The following is a 15,233-nucleotide window of genomic DNA, read 5'->3' on the forward strand; positions in this document are numbered from 1 at the left end:
CTACCCTCAGCCGTTGGGCCCTACTGTCGCGACGATAGTCACTTGCTTATTGTCAGGAATTTCCTGGTAAGCCAACACGTGCAAATTCGGTACTGCCAGGCGCCCGAAGCGCGACAACATCGCGCGGACCGGACCGGCCACCAGTAGAATCACCGGCTGGCCCTGCATTTCCTGGCGCTGCGCAGCTTCGATCAACGAACGCTGCAGCTTTTCAGCCATGCTTGGCTCCAGCAGAACGCCCTCTTCCTGGCCTTGCCCTGCCTTCTGAATACTATTGAGCAATATCTGTTCCAACCTTGGCTCCAAGGTGATAACAGGCAGCTCAGACTCAACGCCTACAATGCTTTGCACGATGGCGCGGGACAAACCGACCCGCACCGCCGCCACCAGCGCGGCAGTATCTTGACTCTTGGCGGCATTGTTGGCGATGGCCTCGGCGATGCTGCGAATATCGCGCACGGGCACCTGTTCGGCGAGCAAGGCTTGCAACACCTTGAGCAACTGCGACAGCGACAGCACGCCCGGCACCAGCTCTTCGGCCAGTTTTGGCGAGGCTTTGGCCAGCAAGCCCATCAATTGCTGGACTTCCTCGTGGCCGATCAGCTCGTGGGAGTGTTTGTAGAGAATCTGGTTGAGGTGGGTAGCGACCACGGTGCTGGCGTCGACCACGGTATAACCAAGGGACTGAGCCTGGCTGCGCTGGCTGACTTCGATCCACACCGCTTCCAGGCCGAAAGCCGGATCTTTGGCGGTGATGCCGTTGAGCGAACCGAACACTTGCCCTGGGTTGATCGCAAGTTCCCGGTCCGGGTAGATCTCGGCTTCGGCCAGGATCACGCCCATCAAGGTCAGGCGGTAGGCGCTGGGGGCCAGGTCGAGGTTGTCGCGGATATGCACGGTGGGCATCAAAAAGCCCAGGTCCTGGGACAGCTTCTTGCGCACACCCTTGATCCGCGCCAGCAGTTGGCCGCCCTGGTTGCGGTCCACCAACGGTATCAGGCGGTAACCGACTTCCAGGCCGATCATGTCGATCGGGGTTACGTCGTCCCAGCCCAGTTCCTTGGTTTCCTGGGCGCGGGCCGGGGATGGCAGCAATTCCTGCTGGCGGGCGACTTCCTGCAGGGCCTGAACCTTGACAGCATTCTGTTTCTTCCAGAACAGGTAGGCCGCGCCGCCGGCCATGGCCGCCATGCTCAGGAACGAAACGTGGGGCATGCCCGGCACGATGCCCATGACGGCCATGATACCGGCGGCCACGGCCAGCGCCTTGGGCGAAGCGAACATTTGCCGGCTGATCTGCTTGCCCATGTCTTCGGAGCCCGAAGCACGGGTCACCATGATCGCAGCAGCTGTGGATAACAACAGTGATGGCAATTGCGCCACTAAACCGTCACCGATGGTCAGCAAGGCGTAGACCTTGCCCGCATCGCCGAAGGTCATGCCGTGCTGGAAAATACCCACGGCCATGCCGCCGATCAGGTTGATGAACAGGATCAGCAGGCCGGCGATGGCGTCACCGCGCACAAATTTACTGGCGCCGTCCATGGAGCCGTAGAACTCGGCTTCCTGGGCCACTTCCAGGCGACGGCTCTTGGCCTGGTTCTGGTCGATAAGGCCGGCATTAAGGTCGGCGTCGATGGCCATCTGCTTACCGGGCATCGCATCCAGGGTAAACCGAGCGCTTACCTCGGAGATCCGCCCGGCGCCCTTGGTGACCACCACGAAGTTGATGATCATCAGGATCGCGAACACCACGATACCGACCACGTAGTTACCGCCGATCACCACTTCACCGAAGGCCTGGATCACCTTACCGGCGGCGGCGTGACCGTCCTGGCCGTGGAGCATCACCACGCGGGTGGACGCCACGTTCAGCGCCAGGCGCAGCAGGGTCGCCACCAGCAGGATGGTCGGGAACACCGCGAAATCCAGCGGTCGCAGGGCGTACACACACACCAGCAGCACCACCACCGACAGGGCGATGTTGAAGGTGAAAAACACGTCGAGCAGGAACGGCGGCATCGGCAACATCATCATTGCCAGCATCACCAGCAACAACAACGGCACGCCCAGGTTGCCCCGCGACAGGTCAGTCAGGGTGCCACGGGCCGTGCTGAGCATTTGAGAGCGATCTACCACCGGTCTTCCTCGTGTCCTTGAAGCAAAGTTTTGACGCTGGGGGGCGTCCTGCAGGCGGTATTGCAAGAAGCCTTCCAACTTTGCTTTTGGGCCCAGGATGACCTTGGAAGCGACGCAGCCTACGGGTGTGACTCAGGTCAAAGGTGGGAGGGGGCTTGCTCCCGATGGCGGTGTGTCAAGCCCCGAATAGGTGGCTGATACGCCGCCATCGGGAGCAAGCCCCCTCCCACATTTGCGCCCGGGGTGGTCTTTAAATAGGCCGTATATTCGAGGCCTGAACACTTGCCGTTCTCCACACACTTATGGACCCGTCCCGGTATCGTTACGCGCACTGACGGGGAGCGCATAAACGCCCTGGGGTTTATGGATCATTTGAAACGTTAACTTCTTACCAATCGACAGTGCAGCCCCCCGCCAATCGCTCCAATCGATAAAGACGCAGTCATGCCCGTCATCCAGCGCAATCAGCCACTTGCCCCTGGCCAGCTCACGTTTGACTGTACCCGTCGTCACTTTCAATGCCGTTCTCCCTGCATCTCGTTTACAGCCTGCGCGCAGTGCCTGGTGCAATAGAACCGCGAGACGCTGGCGCTGGCTACTGTCAAAGTTGACAGGTAGACGCAAACGACCATTGGGTGCTAGCGAGGGGCTTTCGGTGTTTTTTTCCGCTTGCGGGGTTTTCGCATGGTGGGAGCGGCTGGCGGGACTTCACCGCACTTGGCATCTGTCGACTGCACGGCAACCGCGTTGCCATCACGCTCCCGGGCAATAAAACCAATGCCCTTGACCGCATCGAACCACTTGACCGTAGCCCTATCCATCACCGCCTCCCGAGCCGCGCATGGCTGCGCGGCTCATCGCTGTATCAAACAGTGAAGGCGGCGTATTGGCTACTGTCAAAGTTGACAGGTAATGGGCACCCTCCTGTAGGAGCGAGCTTGCTCGCGAAGGTGGGTAACGATAACGCGCAAATCAGGATGAACGCGGCGACTCGGAGTTTTTCGCGAGCAAGCTCGCTCCTACAGAGGCAGACATAAAAGCGCGTTTTCAGGAGTCGCGACGCAAATCCGGCGGGATCGGCAAGTCCTTCAGCGGATCAGGCCGCTTGCCCTTGCCCGCCCGATACTGGCGGATCTGGTAGACGTAGGCCAATACCTGCGCCACGGCCAGGTACAGCCCGGCGGGGATTTCTTGATCGAGGTCGGTGGAATAGAAGATCGACCGCGCCAGCGCCGGTGATTCCAGCAGCAGGATGTCGTTGGCCACAGCGATTTCGCGAATCTTGAGCGCGGTAAAGTCGCTGCCCTTGGCCAGCAACATGGGCGCGCCGCCCTTCTCCGGGTCGTACTTGAGGGCGACGGCGTAGTGGGTCGGGTTGGTGATGATCACATCGGCGTCGGGCACCGAGGCCATCATCTTGCGCTGGGACATTTCCCGCTGCAGTTGGCGGATGCGTTGCTTGACCTCCGGGCGCCCTTCCTGATCCTTGTGTTCGTCACGCACTTCCTGCTTGGTCATCAGCAGTTTCTTGTGGCTTTCCCACAGCTGGATCGGCGCGTCCACCGCTGCGATGATGATCAACCCGGCAGACATCCACAATGCGCTCCAACCCACCACTTGCAGGCTGTGGATGATCGCCGACTCCAGCGGTTCATGGGCGATGCGCAGCAAGTCGTCGATGTCGGACGACAACACCGACAACGCCACGAACAGAATCAGGATGAATTTGGCCAAGGCCTTGAGCAGCTCCACCAGGGCCTTGGTGGAAAACATGCGCTTGAGCCCGGCCGCCGGGTTCATGCGGCTGAACTTGGGCGCCATGCTGCTGGCGGCAAACAGCCAGCCGCCGAGGGCGACCGGGCCGATCAGCGCGGCGAGCAACAAGGTGATCAGGATCGGTTGCACCGCCAGCAGCGCGATCTTGCCCGAATGCAGCAGGTAGAGCCCCATGGAATCCGGGTTGAGCAACACCTCGCGGGGCAAGGTGAAGTTGTGCTTCATCAGCTCCAGCAAGTCCAGCGCCAGGCCACCGCCGTAGATCAGCAAGGCGCCGGCACCGGCCATCATGGTCGCAACGGTATTGAGCTCTTTGGAGCGTGCGATCTCGCCCTTTTCCCTGGAGTCCTTTTTACGTTTCTCCGTGGGGTCTTCTGTCTTGTCCTGACCACTCTCGCTCTCGGCCATGGCTCAGCGCGCCCGTGCCAGGTCACGTAAGAACTGCAAGGCGTCGGTCGCCAGCGGTTGATACTGATTGAGAATGTCAGCCAGGCCGACCCAGAAAATCCCCATGCCCAACACCAGGGTCAAGGGGAAACCAATCGAAAAGATGTTCAGCTGCGGCGCCGCGCGAGTCATTACGCCAAACGCGATGTTGACCACCAGCAATGCCGTGATCGCCGGCAACACCAACAGCAAGGACGCGCCCAGCACCCAGCCGAGGCGCCCCACCAGTTCCCAGAAGTGGTTGACCACCAACCCGGAACCCACCGGCAAGGTGGTGAAGCTTTCAGTCATCACCTCGAACGCCACCAGATGGCCGTTCATGGCCAGGAACAGCAAGGTCACCAGCATGGTCAGGAATTGCCCGATCACCGCCGCCGACACACCGTTGGTGGGGTCGACCATGGACGCGAAGCCCATGCCCATCTGCACCGAGATGATTTGCCCGGCGACCACAAACGCCTGGAAGAACAGGCTCAGGGAAAAGCCCAGCATGGCGCCGATCAGGACCTGTTCGGCGATCAGCATCAATGCGCTGAGGTCGAGAGCGTTGACCGGCGGCATCGGCGGCAAGCCGGGCACGATCACCACCGTGATCGCCACCGCGAAATACAGGCGCACACGCCGTGGTACCAGGGTGGTGCCGAACACCGGCATGGCCATCAACATGGCCGTGACGCGAAACAGCGGCAGGATGAACGAGGCCACCCAGGTGCTGATCTGGGTGTCGGTCAAGGCCAGTAACGATTGCATCGGTTCAGCCGATCAACTGCGGAATACTGCCGTACAGCTGCAGGATGTATTCCATGAAGGTTTGCACCAGCCACGGGCCGGCGACGATCAGGGTGATCAGCATCACCAGCAGGCGCGGCAGGAAGCTCAGCGTCTGTTCGTTGATCTGGGTGGCGGCCTGGAACATCGCCACCAGCAGGCCGACCAGCAGGCTCGGCACCACCAGCACGGCGACCATCAGGGTGGTCAGCCACAGCGCTTCGCGAAACAGGTCGACGGCAACTTCTGGGGTCATCGCGCTATACCCCTCCGAAACTGCCGGCCAGGGTGCCGATAATCAGCGCCCAGCCGTCCACCAGCACAAACAGCATGATCTTGAACGGCAACGAAATGATCAGCGGCGAAAGCATCATCATCCCCATTGCCATCAGCACGCTTGCCACCACAAGGTCGATGATCAGGAACGGGATGAAAATCATGAAGCCGATCTGGAACGCGGTCTTCAATTCCGAGGTGACGAACGCCGGCACCAGGATGGTCAGCGGGGCCTGGTCCGGCGTGGCGATGTCGGTGCGTTTGGACAGGCGCATGAACAGCTCGAGGTCGCTGGAGCGTGTCTGCGACAGCATGAAGTCCTTGATCGGGCCCTGGGCCTTGTCGATGGCGTCCTGGGCGGTCATTTTCTCCGCCAGGTAGGGTTGCAGGGCTTGCTGGTTCACCTTGTCGAATACCGGCGCCATGATGAACAGCGTCAGGAACAACGCCATGCCGGTAAGGATCTGGTTCGACGGCGTCTGTTGCAGGCCCAGGGCCTGGCGCAGGATCGAGAACACGATGATGATCCGCGTGAAGCTGGTCATCAGCATGACGAACGCCGGGATAAAACTCAGCGCGGTCATGATCAGCAGAATCTGCAGGCTGACCGAGTATTCCTGCGCGCCGGCCGCATTGGTGCCCAGGGTGATCGCCGGGATCGACAACGGGTCGGCGCCCAGGGCCATCGGCGCGGCCAGCAACAGCATGAGCGTCAGGAACACGCGCATTACTTCTTATCCTTCTGATCCTTGCCCAGCAATTCCATCAGGCGCTGGGCGAATTCTGGCGTGGCGGCCTCGGTCTTGGCCGCGTCCACCGGTGTCTTGAGTACGTGCAACGGGGTAATGCGGCCGGGGGTGAGGCCGAGCAAAATCTGCTCCTCGCCGACCTGCACCAGCACCAGCCGATCGCGCGGGCCGAGGGCACGCGAGCCGATCAGCTCGATGACCTGGGCGTTGCCCGGGCCGATACGCTGCACGCGGCGCATCAGCCAGGCCAGTACGAAAATCAGGCCGACCACCAGCAACAGGCCGAGCATCAGTTGCGTCAACTGCCCGCCGACGCTGCCGACCGCAGGTGCCGCAGCCGCTTGCGCGATCGGCTCAGCCGCCAGGGCGCCCAAGGGCAGCGCCAGCAACAGTCCCGCCATGCTGTACTTCATTTCAGCGCAACTTCTTGATGCGTTCGCTCGGGCTGATCACGTCCGTCAGGCGAATGCCGAACTTCTCGTTGACCACCACCACCTCGCCATGGGCGATCAGCGTGCCGTTGACCAACACGTCCAGCGGCTCGCCGGCCAGGCGGTCAAGCTCGATCACCGAGCCCTGGTTGAGCTGCAGCAGGTTGCGGATGTTGATTTCGGTGCTGCCCACTTCCATGGAAATCGACACCGGAATGTCCAGGATCACGTCCAGGTTGGGGCCGTCGAGGGTCACCGGGTCGTTGTTTTTCGGCACGCTGCCGAATTCTTCCATCGGCAGGCGTTTGCCGGCTGGCGCGGAGGCAGCGTCGGCGGCCAGCAGCGCGTCGATATCGTCCTGGCCGACATCGCCGGTTTCTTCCAGGGCCGCAGCCCACTCGTCAGCCAGGGCCTGGTCTTCGGCGGAAGTGTTTTCGTGTTCGGTAGCCATTACATGTCCTCGGCGCAGCAAACAATCATGAATAGGGGGTGCATCAGCGGCGATTGATCGGCTCAATCACCTGCAACGCCAGGTTGCCCTTGTGGGAACCGAGCTTGACCTTGAACGACGGCACACCATTGGCGCGCATGATCAGTTCTTCCGGCAGTTCGACGGGGATCACGTCGCCCGGCTGCATGTGCAGAATGTCGCGCAGGCGCAGCTGGCGGCGGGCCACGGTGGCGCTCAGGGGTACGTCGACGTCGAGCAGGTCTTCGCGCAGGGCCTTGACCCAGCGTTCGTCCTGGTCGTCGAGGTCGGACTGGAAGCCGGCGTCGAGCATTTCGCGTACCGGCTCGATCATCGAGTACGGCATGGTCACGTGCAGATCGCCGCCACCGCCATCGAGTTCGATGTGGAACGTCGACACCACAATGGCTTCGCTCGGCCCGACGATGTTGGCCATGGCCGGGTTCACTTCCGAGTTGATGTACTCGAAATTGACTTCCATGATCGCCTGCCAGGCTTCCTTCAAGTCAATGAAGGCCTGCTCCAGCACCATGCGCACCACGCGCAGTTCGGTGGGCGTGAATTCACGGCCTTCGATCTTGGCGTGACGGCCGTCGCCACCGAAGAAGTTGTCCACCAGCTTGAACACCAGCTTGGCGTCGAGAATGAACAGCGCGGTGCCACGCAACGGCTTGATCTTGACCAGGTTAAGGCTGGTGGGAACGTACAGCGAATGCACGTATTCACCGAACTTCATCACCTGCACGCCGCCCACCGCCACGTCCGCCGAACGGCGCAGCATGTTGAACATGCTGATACGGGTGTAACGGGCGAAACGTTCGTTGATCATTTCCAGGGTCGGCATGCGTCCACGGACGATGCGATCCTGGGTGGTCAGGTCGTAACTTTTGACGCTGCCGGGTTCGGCAGCCATTTCGGTCTGTACCAGACCATCGTCGACGCCATGCAACAGCGCGTCGATTTCATCCTGGGACAGCAGGTCTTGCACGGCCATGTCGTGGTCCTACTGCAATACGAAGTTAGTGAAGAGCGCCTGCTCGACCACGACTTTGCCGAGCTCTTTCTGGGCCACTTCCTGCACGCTGGCAGTGACCTTCTGGCGCAGCATTTCCTGGCCCACCGCAGTGGCCAGGCTGTCGAAGCTCTGCCCGGAGAACAGCATCACCAGGTTGTTGCGGATCACTGGCATGTGCACCTTGAGCGCGTCCAGGTCCGCCTGGTTGCGCGCCAGCAAGGTGATGCTCACCTGCAAGTAGCGTTGGCGACCGTTCTGGTTGTAGTTGGCGACAAACGCCGGCAGCATCGGCTCGAAGATTGCCGGTTGCTTGACGTTAGTGGCGGCGTCGGCAGCGGGGGCCGGCTTGCTGGCACTGCTGTGCATGATGTACCAGGTGCCACCCACCGAGGCGCCAATGGCCAGGAGCAGGCCCAGCACAATCAGCAGGATCAGCTTGAGCTTGCCTTTGCCTGCGGGGGGAGTTGCTGCGTCGTCGCTCTTCGCCATGCCAATAATCCGTCACTATTCGGGGATTCATAGATCTACGGAAAGGCAAGAGCAAGTGTTATGCCAGAGTTGTCTGGCATCAGGACAACAGGACAACACAAATCAAATGTGGGAGGGGGCTTGCTCCCGATAGCAGTGTGTCAGTCAACAAATCTGTTGCTGATACACCGCCATCGGGAGCAAGCCCCCTCCCACATTTCGATCTCCGTTCGGCTTGGGTCAGGCGTAGTAGTCGACGGCGCTGGAGCCGATCACACTGCTCACCACCGGCGCGACGGCGGCCGCCACTTCGCCAGAGTCGACAACCTCGCCAGCGCTACTGCGGCCGCCACTCACGCCCCGCGCCTGGCTCTGCTGTTGTTGTTGCTCCTGCCCGCGAGACTGGTCGGACACATTCACATCCACGTGCCCCATGCCCTGCTGGGCGAACATCTCGCGCAGGCGCCCGGACTGGCTTTCCAGCGCTTCACGGACCACCGCATGGCCGCTCATGAAGCTCACTTGGGCCTGCTGGTCGGGCGTCATGTTGACCTTGATGTCCAGGCGCCCCAGTTCGGCCGGCTGCAGCTGGATTTCGGCCGACTTGAGGTTGGCACTGGAGAGGTACATCACGCGGTTGACCACTTCTTCGGTCCAGCCGCTCTGGTGCATGGCCAGCGGGGCGTTGGTCACTGGCGGCAAGGCGTTGGCGGTTTTCGGCGTGGCGGCCTGGGTCAGCGCGGCGAGGCGGTTGGCGAAGTCATCCACGCGGGTGTCGCTGCTGGCGTCCTTGAGGTCCTTGAGGCCGTCATCGATCAGCGCGCCGAAGGCTTTGTCACCGCCCTGGCCGGTGCTGTCCTTGGTGGCTTGTTGATCGACCATGGTGGCCAGGCCTGCCGCGAAATTCTGCGCGGCGGTCGGTTGATCCAGGGGCGTGGCTGACGCAATTTTCTGTGGCGCCTGGCTGCTGGCCGATACATGACCGCCCTGCTCCATCGCCAAGCGTACGGCGGGCATGGCATCCAGGGGGTCGGCTTCAGGGTCGAAGGCCGATGACTTGGCCTGGTCGTTCACGGCAACAGGGGCGGCGGCGGCCGGCTGGGGCTTGTCATCTTCCACGGCCGCCGTCGGCGCTGGCGTTTCCACCGGCACGGCAACGGGTGTGACCGTGGCGATCAGCGCGGGGTCAACCGGCGGATCGGCCGGCGGCTGTTGCGCCAGGGACGGGTCGGCGGCTGTGTCGGCGGCGTCCTCGTCGGCCTTGGCCGGCTTGGCAGGCAAGGGATTGCCGCTATCGGCAACCGCCGGCGTGCTGGCGGCAGATTGATCGCCGGCTGCCGTCGGCGCCGACTTGCCTGGGGCGTCGGCGGTTTTCAAGGCAGGTTTGGCGCCTTGGTTGGCGAACACTTGAGCGAAGCCAGGGCCCTTGCCCCGTGGGTCCGCAGCCGCTGCCGCAGGGGTGGCGGCAGGCGCTTGAGGCTTGGCCGCGGGGGCAGCCTGAAGGAGCGAATTAGGGGCGACTGGCATAGGTAAAGGTCTCCACTGCATGGGGGTCGGGGATGCAGTATCCAGAGATAGAGCAAGAGTCGGGCCAAGTCGCCCAGGGCAGCTAAATCGCGGTTTGAAGCGCTTCAGAGACTGAAACGCTGCCGCTCCGATTCATACAGCGGCCGGACCAAGGCAAACTCATGATCGATCTGATCGACCAGGGCCCCGAGGTCCGCCGTCGTGCCAACGGACTCCACTTCCAGGCGTTGACACAACTGCGCCAGTCGCACCGCCCCAAGGTTGCCGCTGCTGCCCTTGAAGCTATGGGCGATGCGCCCCAGCGCCTTGGCGTCATCACGCGCCTTGCGCAAGGCGGTGACGCGCTCTTCGGAGTCATGAAGGAAGGTCTCCAGCAACCGTGGGTACTCGTCCTCCATCACCTCTTGCAAGCCCGACAGCACGTCGGGGTCCAGATGAATCTCAGCCACTTGCTCGCTCCTTGATCAAGAATCGGCGGATTATGCCAGAGCCTCCCAGCAAAACTCCACGCAGACACTGCGCCCGCCATCGGACCAGCGTACCGCGCTGCTCAGTTGACGCACCAGGCTCAAGCCGCGGCCAGACAGACGGTCAGCATTCAGCGGCCGCGTCAGCACCTCGTCAACATCGAAGCCAGGCCCGCTGTCCTCGACACGCAACGTCATCTTGCCGCCCTTTGCAGTCGGGGACACCTGCACATGTACCCGGATATGGCCGCTGTTCAATTGCGCCAGCCGCTCGTTGCGCAGGCGGTAGTACTGCGCAAACCCTTCGGCATCTTGCTTGAGCTGTGAATCCAGCCCCAGTACCCCATGTTCGAGGGCATTGGCATACAACTCGGCCATCACCGTGTAGAGCGCACCGCTCTGCTCACGCAGGCCGTGGACCTCCAACAGTAATTGCAGCAGATACGGCAATGGGTTGTAGCGCCTGAGGGTCTGCGCACGAAATTCAAAACTCACCGACCAATTCAGCGGGCACGACTGGCCACTGTCGGAATACATCGGTTCCGCCACGCGCAGCGGTTGGCCGGACAGCAAGGTGATTTCAACCATGCTGACATCGTCCCGTGCCTCACCGCGAAAGGCCGCCAGCGCCTGCTCGATATCCTCGAACAAGCGGTCGGGCTCGCGGTTGGCGGCAAACACCTGCTGCAAACGCTCGGCACCGAACAACTGGTCATTGGCGTCGGCGGTGTCCAGCACCCCATCGGAAAGCAGGAACACCCGGTCGCCCAGGGCCATGGGCCAGACTTCGGTGCTGTCATCGAATGCCTGGGCCGACAGCACGCCCAACGGCAAATGCCGCGACATCAACGGCGTGCGCTTGCCGGTAGCGACCTCATGCACATAGCCCTCGGGCATGCCGCCGTTCCACACCTCCACCACGCGCCGCTCGGTGCTCAGGCACAACAGTGTGGCGCAGCAGAACATGTCCACCGGCAGGATGCGCTTGAGCTTGGCGTTCATCTCGCGCAGGGTCTGCGTCAGCCCATAGCCCTTGGCGGTCATGCCATAGAACACTTCGGCCAGGGGCATGGCACCGATGGCCGCCGGCAGGCCGTGGCCGGTGAAATCGCCGAGCAACACATGCATGTCGCCGGACGGCGTATAGGCCGCCAGCAACAGGTCCCCGTTGAACAGTGCATAGGGCGATTGCAGGTAGCGGATATTCGGCGCCGCGTTGATGCAACCCGAATGCGCGACCTTGTCGAACACGGCCTTGGCGGTGCGCTGCTCATGTAACAAGTAATCGTTGTGACGGGCGATCTGGTCGCGCTGCTGCAGCACCGTGGCTTGTAGCCGCCGCAGGCGGTCCATGGCGTTGATCTTGGCGGCCAGAATCAACTGGTTATAGGGCTTGGGCAGGAAATCGTCGCCGCCGGCGTCCAGACACTCGGCCAGTGCGGCGCTTTCGCGCAGCGAGGTCAGGAAGATGATGGGGACCAACTGCTCGCCCGCCAATTGCTTGATCCAGCGCGCGGCGAGAAAACCATCCATCACCGGCATCATCGCGTCCATCAACACCAACTGCGGGCGCTCGCGCGCAAACACTTCAACGGCTTGCTCGCCATTGGTCGCGGTGAGCACATGGTGACCCTGACGCCGCACGATGGTCGACAACAACAGCAAGTCGGCGGCACTGTCTTCGGCAATCAGGATGGTCAGCGGCTCGGATAAGGGCGCCAGGACTCTCACGAGATATCGAAAAGCTTGTCGAAATTGGAAATGGCGAGGATTTTGCGCACGTCCGTGTTGCTGTTGGTCACGCGCACGTCTGAATTATCGCCACCGGCATGGTCCCGCAGCAGCAGAAGCATGCCCAAGGCCGAGCTGTCCATATAAGTGGTTTCTTTAAGGTCCACGACGTACGACTCAGGCACCTTATAGAACCGCTCGTAGGCATCACGAAATGCCTGGTGGCTGCCGAAATCGAATCGGCCCTTGATCGTGATCGTCAACTTCTTCCCATCCAGGGATACATCTGGCTCGATCGACATGTGACTGCTTCCTTGTCATTGGCACTAGACACAAGGTGTAGCAGGCGAATTCGATCTGAGCAACACAGTAGTTCAAATGTGCCCTGTTTCCCTGGTTAGAACTGTTCCTGGCGAGGAAGGCGCTGGGACAGCTCGTCGAGCAGCTTCTGCTCACGCTTATCCTCAAGGGCCCGCGCTTCGTCGAGATAGCGCTGCACCAACTTGCGCAAACCTTCGACGCGGGCGAACGCCGCTTGCCAGCTTTCGCGCGCCTTGTCGAGGTTGTTCTGGTGCCAGGCCAGGCTCTGGCGCTGTTGGCCGACGGCGGTTTCCAGTTGGTTGAGAAAGCCCTGGTACCCCATCAGCCATTGGCCCGACACGCCCTTGCTGCCGCGCTCGATCCACTGTTGCTGATACTCGAGGCGAAAGCGCTCGAGGTCGCCCAGCTTGCTTTCCGCCAGGCGCACCTGGCCCTGGAAATAGCCCAGGCGTTGCACAGCGGTTTTTTCGGCCTTTTCGGCCATTTCCACCACCGGGGCCAGGCGCGCGGCGCGGCTGTTGGCCATGGCTTAGCCGCCTGGCGCGGGGGCGAAGATGGACTGCAGATGCGCTTCGCTTTCGCCCATGCTGATTTTGTCGTTCAGCCCCTGGCGCAGGTAGGTCACCAACTGCGGTTGCAGCGCAATGGCCAGGTCGGTCTCGCGATCGCCGCCGGCCACGTAGGCGCCAACGCTGATCAGGTCGCGGCTCTGCTGATAACGCGACCACAGCTGCTTGAAGTATTGCGCGCGGGCCATGTGCTCCGGCGTGACCACCGCCGGCATCACCCGGCTGATGGACGCCTCGATATCGATGGCCGGGTAGTGCCCTTCTTCGGCCAGGCGCCGCGACAGCACGATGTGCCCGTCAAGCACGCCCCGCGCCGAGTCGGCAATCGGGTCCTGTTGGTCATCGCCTTCGGACAACACGGTGTAGAACGCAGTGATCGAGCCCCCGCCGGCCTCGGCATTACCGGCCCGCTCCACCAGCTTGGGCAGCTTGGCGAACACTGACGGCGGATAGCCCTTGGTCGCTGGCGGCTCGCCGATGGCCAGGGCGATCTCGCGCTGGGCCTGGGCGAAACGGGTGAGCGAGTCCATCAGCAACAGGACATTCTTGCCCTTGTCGCGAAAATATTCGGCGATGCGCGTGCAGTACATCGCCGCACGCAAGCGCATCAGCGGCGCGTCATCCGCCGGCGAGGCGACGACCACCGAACGCTTGAGGCCTTCTTCACCGAGGCTGTGTTCGATGAATTCCTTGACCTCACGGCCACGCTCGCCGATCAGCCCGACCACGATGATGTCGGCCTCGGTAAAGCGCGTCATCATGCCCAGCAACACCGATTTACCCACACCGGTACCGGCGAACAGGCCCAGGCGCTGGCCGCGACCGACCGTCAATAAACCGTTGATGCTGCGTATGCCCACGTCCAGCGGCACGCTGATGGGGTTACGGTTGAGCGGGTTGATGGTGGGGCCGTCCATCGGCACCCAATCCTCGGCCTTCATGCCGCCCTTGCCATCCAGCGCGCGACCGGCGCCGTCGAGTACGCGGCCGAGCATGCTCATGCCCATCGGCAAGCGTCCGGTGTCGGCCAGGGGCACTACGCGGGCGCCGGGGGCGATACCGGCGAGGCTGCCCACCGGCATCAGGAAAATCTTGTTGCCGGAAAAGCCCATCACTTCGGCTTCGACCTGCACCGGGTGGTAGCTGTCGTCGTTGATCACCATGCAGCGGCTGCCCATGGCGGCACGCAAGCCCTCGGCTTCAAGGGTCAGGCCGACCATGCGCAACAGACGCCCTTCAAGGATCGGCTGGCCGGGCAACTCGGTGGCCTCGGCGTAGCTGCCCAGGCGCTTGGCGAAGCTGGTGCGGTCAAGGCGCATCGGTGGCGTCCAGGTCAACGTTCAGGTCAGGCTCGGCCGGGTGCAGCACCTGCTCATGCAACTGGTCGAGCAATTTGGTCATGATCTGGCTGATGCGGGTTTCCACCGTGGCATCGATGCGGCTGTGCTCGGTCTCGACGCGGCAGCCGCCAGGCTGCAAGGCCGCGTCCTCGACGATGCGCCAGGTTTCTTCATGGCGCTCGCGCAAGGCTTTGACCTGCTCGAAATCCTGCGGGTTGATATACAGCCGCACATTGCCGACACCCAGGGGCAGCAGCTTGAGGGCTTCGCGCATCACGCTTTCGATCTGGCTGGAATCCAGCACCAGTTCACGCTGGATCACTTGGCGCGCGATGTGCTGCACCAGGCCGACCATGGATTTTTCCAGCTGCGAGTCCTGTTCGGCGATGGGGTCGAACAGGTTGCCCATCAAGCGCTCCAGGCTGGCCAATTGGCCACTGAGGGCTTCTTCGGCTTCCTGGCGAACTTTCAGGGTGCTGCTGCGAAAGCCGTCTTTTTCACCGGCCGCGAAGCCTTCGTTGTAAGCCTCCTGGCGGATGGCTTCCAACTCTTCAAGGGTCAGCGGCTGGACTTCTTCCAGCGGCACTTCTTCCATCTGTGCCGGTGGTTCCTCCACTGGTTCCGGCTCAGGCTCCGGCACGTGGGGATCGAAGCTGGGCAACGACCAGATGTCGAACCCGCCGACATCCCGCGCGCGAATCAGGTCGCTGGGCGTCTCATCTTTGTTCGACATGCGGGGC

Annotated in this window: 17 protein-coding genes; all 17 read right to left on the reverse strand. The window is 62.1% G+C overall.

The features are described 5' to 3' along the window. Positions 1-6: 6 nt before the first annotated feature. Entirely contained in the window at positions 7-2,121 is a 2,115-nt protein-coding gene (gene flhA, locus C4J89_RS18340; RefSeq protein ID WP_124365188.1) for a flagellar biosynthesis protein FlhA, read from the reverse strand. 318 nt (positions 2,122-2,439) lie between these two features. Further along, a complete protein-coding gene (locus tag C4J89_RS18345) occupies positions 2,440-2,652 on the reverse strand; it encodes a hypothetical protein (protein WP_256657507.1) in 213 nt (70 codons plus the stop codon). A gap of 534 nt (positions 2,653-3,186) precedes the next feature. Further along, positions 3,187-4,323 (reverse strand): flagellar biosynthesis protein FlhB, encoded by a 1,137-nt coding sequence (gene flhB, locus C4J89_RS18355; RefSeq protein WP_124363769.1) that lies wholly within the window; start codon positions 4,321-4,323, stop codon positions 3,187-3,189. Between the two features lie 3 nt (positions 4,324-4,326). Beyond that, entirely contained in the window at positions 4,327-5,112 is a 786-nt protein-coding gene (gene fliR / locus C4J89_RS18360) for a flagellar biosynthetic protein FliR (RefSeq protein ID WP_124363770.1), read from the reverse strand. Positions 5,113-5,116: 4 nt separating this feature from the next. Beyond that, complete coding sequence (fliQ, locus tag C4J89_RS18365; protein WP_057721355.1) at positions 5,117-5,386, reverse strand: flagellar biosynthesis protein FliQ; 270 nt, start codon at positions 5,384-5,386, stop codon at positions 5,117-5,119. A 4-nt stretch (positions 5,387-5,390) separates the two neighbouring features. Continuing rightward, a complete protein-coding gene (gene fliP / locus C4J89_RS18370; RefSeq protein ID WP_124363771.1) occupies positions 5,391-6,134 on the reverse strand; it encodes a flagellar type III secretion system pore protein FliP in 744 nt (247 codons plus the stop codon). Then, positions 6,134-6,568, reverse strand: coding sequence for a flagellar biosynthetic protein FliO (gene fliO / locus C4J89_RS18375; RefSeq protein ID WP_124367841.1), 435 nt, complete (start codon positions 6,566-6,568; stop codon positions 6,134-6,136). The genes fliP and fliO overlap by 1 nt, the downstream gene beginning before the upstream one ends. Before the next feature lies 1 nt (position 6,569). After that, entirely contained in the window at positions 6,570-7,037 is a 468-nt protein-coding gene (gene fliN, locus C4J89_RS18380; RefSeq protein WP_053257298.1) for a flagellar motor switch protein FliN, read from the reverse strand. Positions 7,038-7,080: 43 nt separating this feature from the next. Next, the gene (gene fliM / locus C4J89_RS18385; protein WP_124363773.1) at positions 7,081-8,049 is read right to left on the reverse strand and encodes a flagellar motor switch protein FliM; all 969 of its coding nucleotides are present in this window, start codon (positions 8,047-8,049) and stop codon (positions 7,081-7,083) included. A gap of 9 nt (positions 8,050-8,058) precedes the next feature. Next, a complete protein-coding gene (fliL, locus tag C4J89_RS18390) occupies positions 8,059-8,559 on the reverse strand; it encodes a flagellar basal body-associated protein FliL (protein WP_124363774.1) in 501 nt (166 codons plus the stop codon). 219 nt (positions 8,560-8,778) lie between these two features. Next, on the reverse strand, positions 8,779-10,065 hold the full coding sequence (locus C4J89_RS18395) for a flagellar hook-length control protein FliK (RefSeq protein ID WP_124415238.1): 1,287 nt from the start codon (positions 10,063-10,065) through the stop codon (positions 8,779-8,781). Positions 10,066-10,169: 104 nt separating this feature from the next. Then, positions 10,170-10,514 carry an Hpt domain-containing protein gene (locus tag C4J89_RS18400; RefSeq protein WP_124367843.1) on the reverse strand — a complete coding sequence of 115 codons (345 nt, stop codon included), beginning with the start codon at positions 10,512-10,514 and terminating at the stop codon, positions 10,170-10,172. Positions 10,515-10,544: 30 nt separating this feature from the next. After that, complete coding sequence (locus C4J89_RS18405; protein WP_124415239.1) at positions 10,545-12,263, reverse strand: fused response regulator/phosphatase; 1,719 nt, start codon at positions 12,261-12,263, stop codon at positions 10,545-10,547. Next, positions 12,260-12,565 (reverse strand): STAS domain-containing protein, encoded by a 306-nt coding sequence (locus C4J89_RS18410; protein ID WP_124367845.1) that lies wholly within the window; start codon positions 12,563-12,565, stop codon positions 12,260-12,262. The genes C4J89_RS18405 and C4J89_RS18410 overlap by 4 nt, the downstream gene beginning before the upstream one ends. A 95-nt stretch (positions 12,566-12,660) precedes the next feature. Then, positions 12,661-13,110 carry a flagellar export protein FliJ gene (gene fliJ / locus C4J89_RS18415; RefSeq protein WP_124363779.1) on the reverse strand — a complete coding sequence of 150 codons (450 nt, stop codon included), beginning with the start codon at positions 13,108-13,110 and terminating at the stop codon, positions 12,661-12,663. Positions 13,111-13,113: 3 nt separating this feature from the next. Continuing rightward, positions 13,114-14,472: a flagellar protein export ATPase FliI gene (gene fliI, locus C4J89_RS18420; RefSeq protein ID WP_124363780.1), complete on the reverse strand. Its 1,359-nt coding sequence runs from the start codon at positions 14,470-14,472 to the stop codon at positions 13,114-13,116. Continuing rightward, positions 14,462-15,226, reverse strand: coding sequence for a flagellar assembly protein FliH (gene fliH / locus C4J89_RS18425; protein WP_124415240.1), 765 nt, complete (start codon positions 15,224-15,226; stop codon positions 14,462-14,464). The genes fliI and fliH overlap by 11 nt, the downstream gene beginning before the upstream one ends. Positions 15,227-15,233: the final 7 nt, after the last annotated feature.

This window comes from Pseudomonas sp. R4-35-07 (assembly GCF_003852235.1).
In the GTDB taxonomy this organism is placed as follows: domain Bacteria; phylum Pseudomonadota; class Gammaproteobacteria; order Pseudomonadales; family Pseudomonadaceae; genus Aquipseudomonas.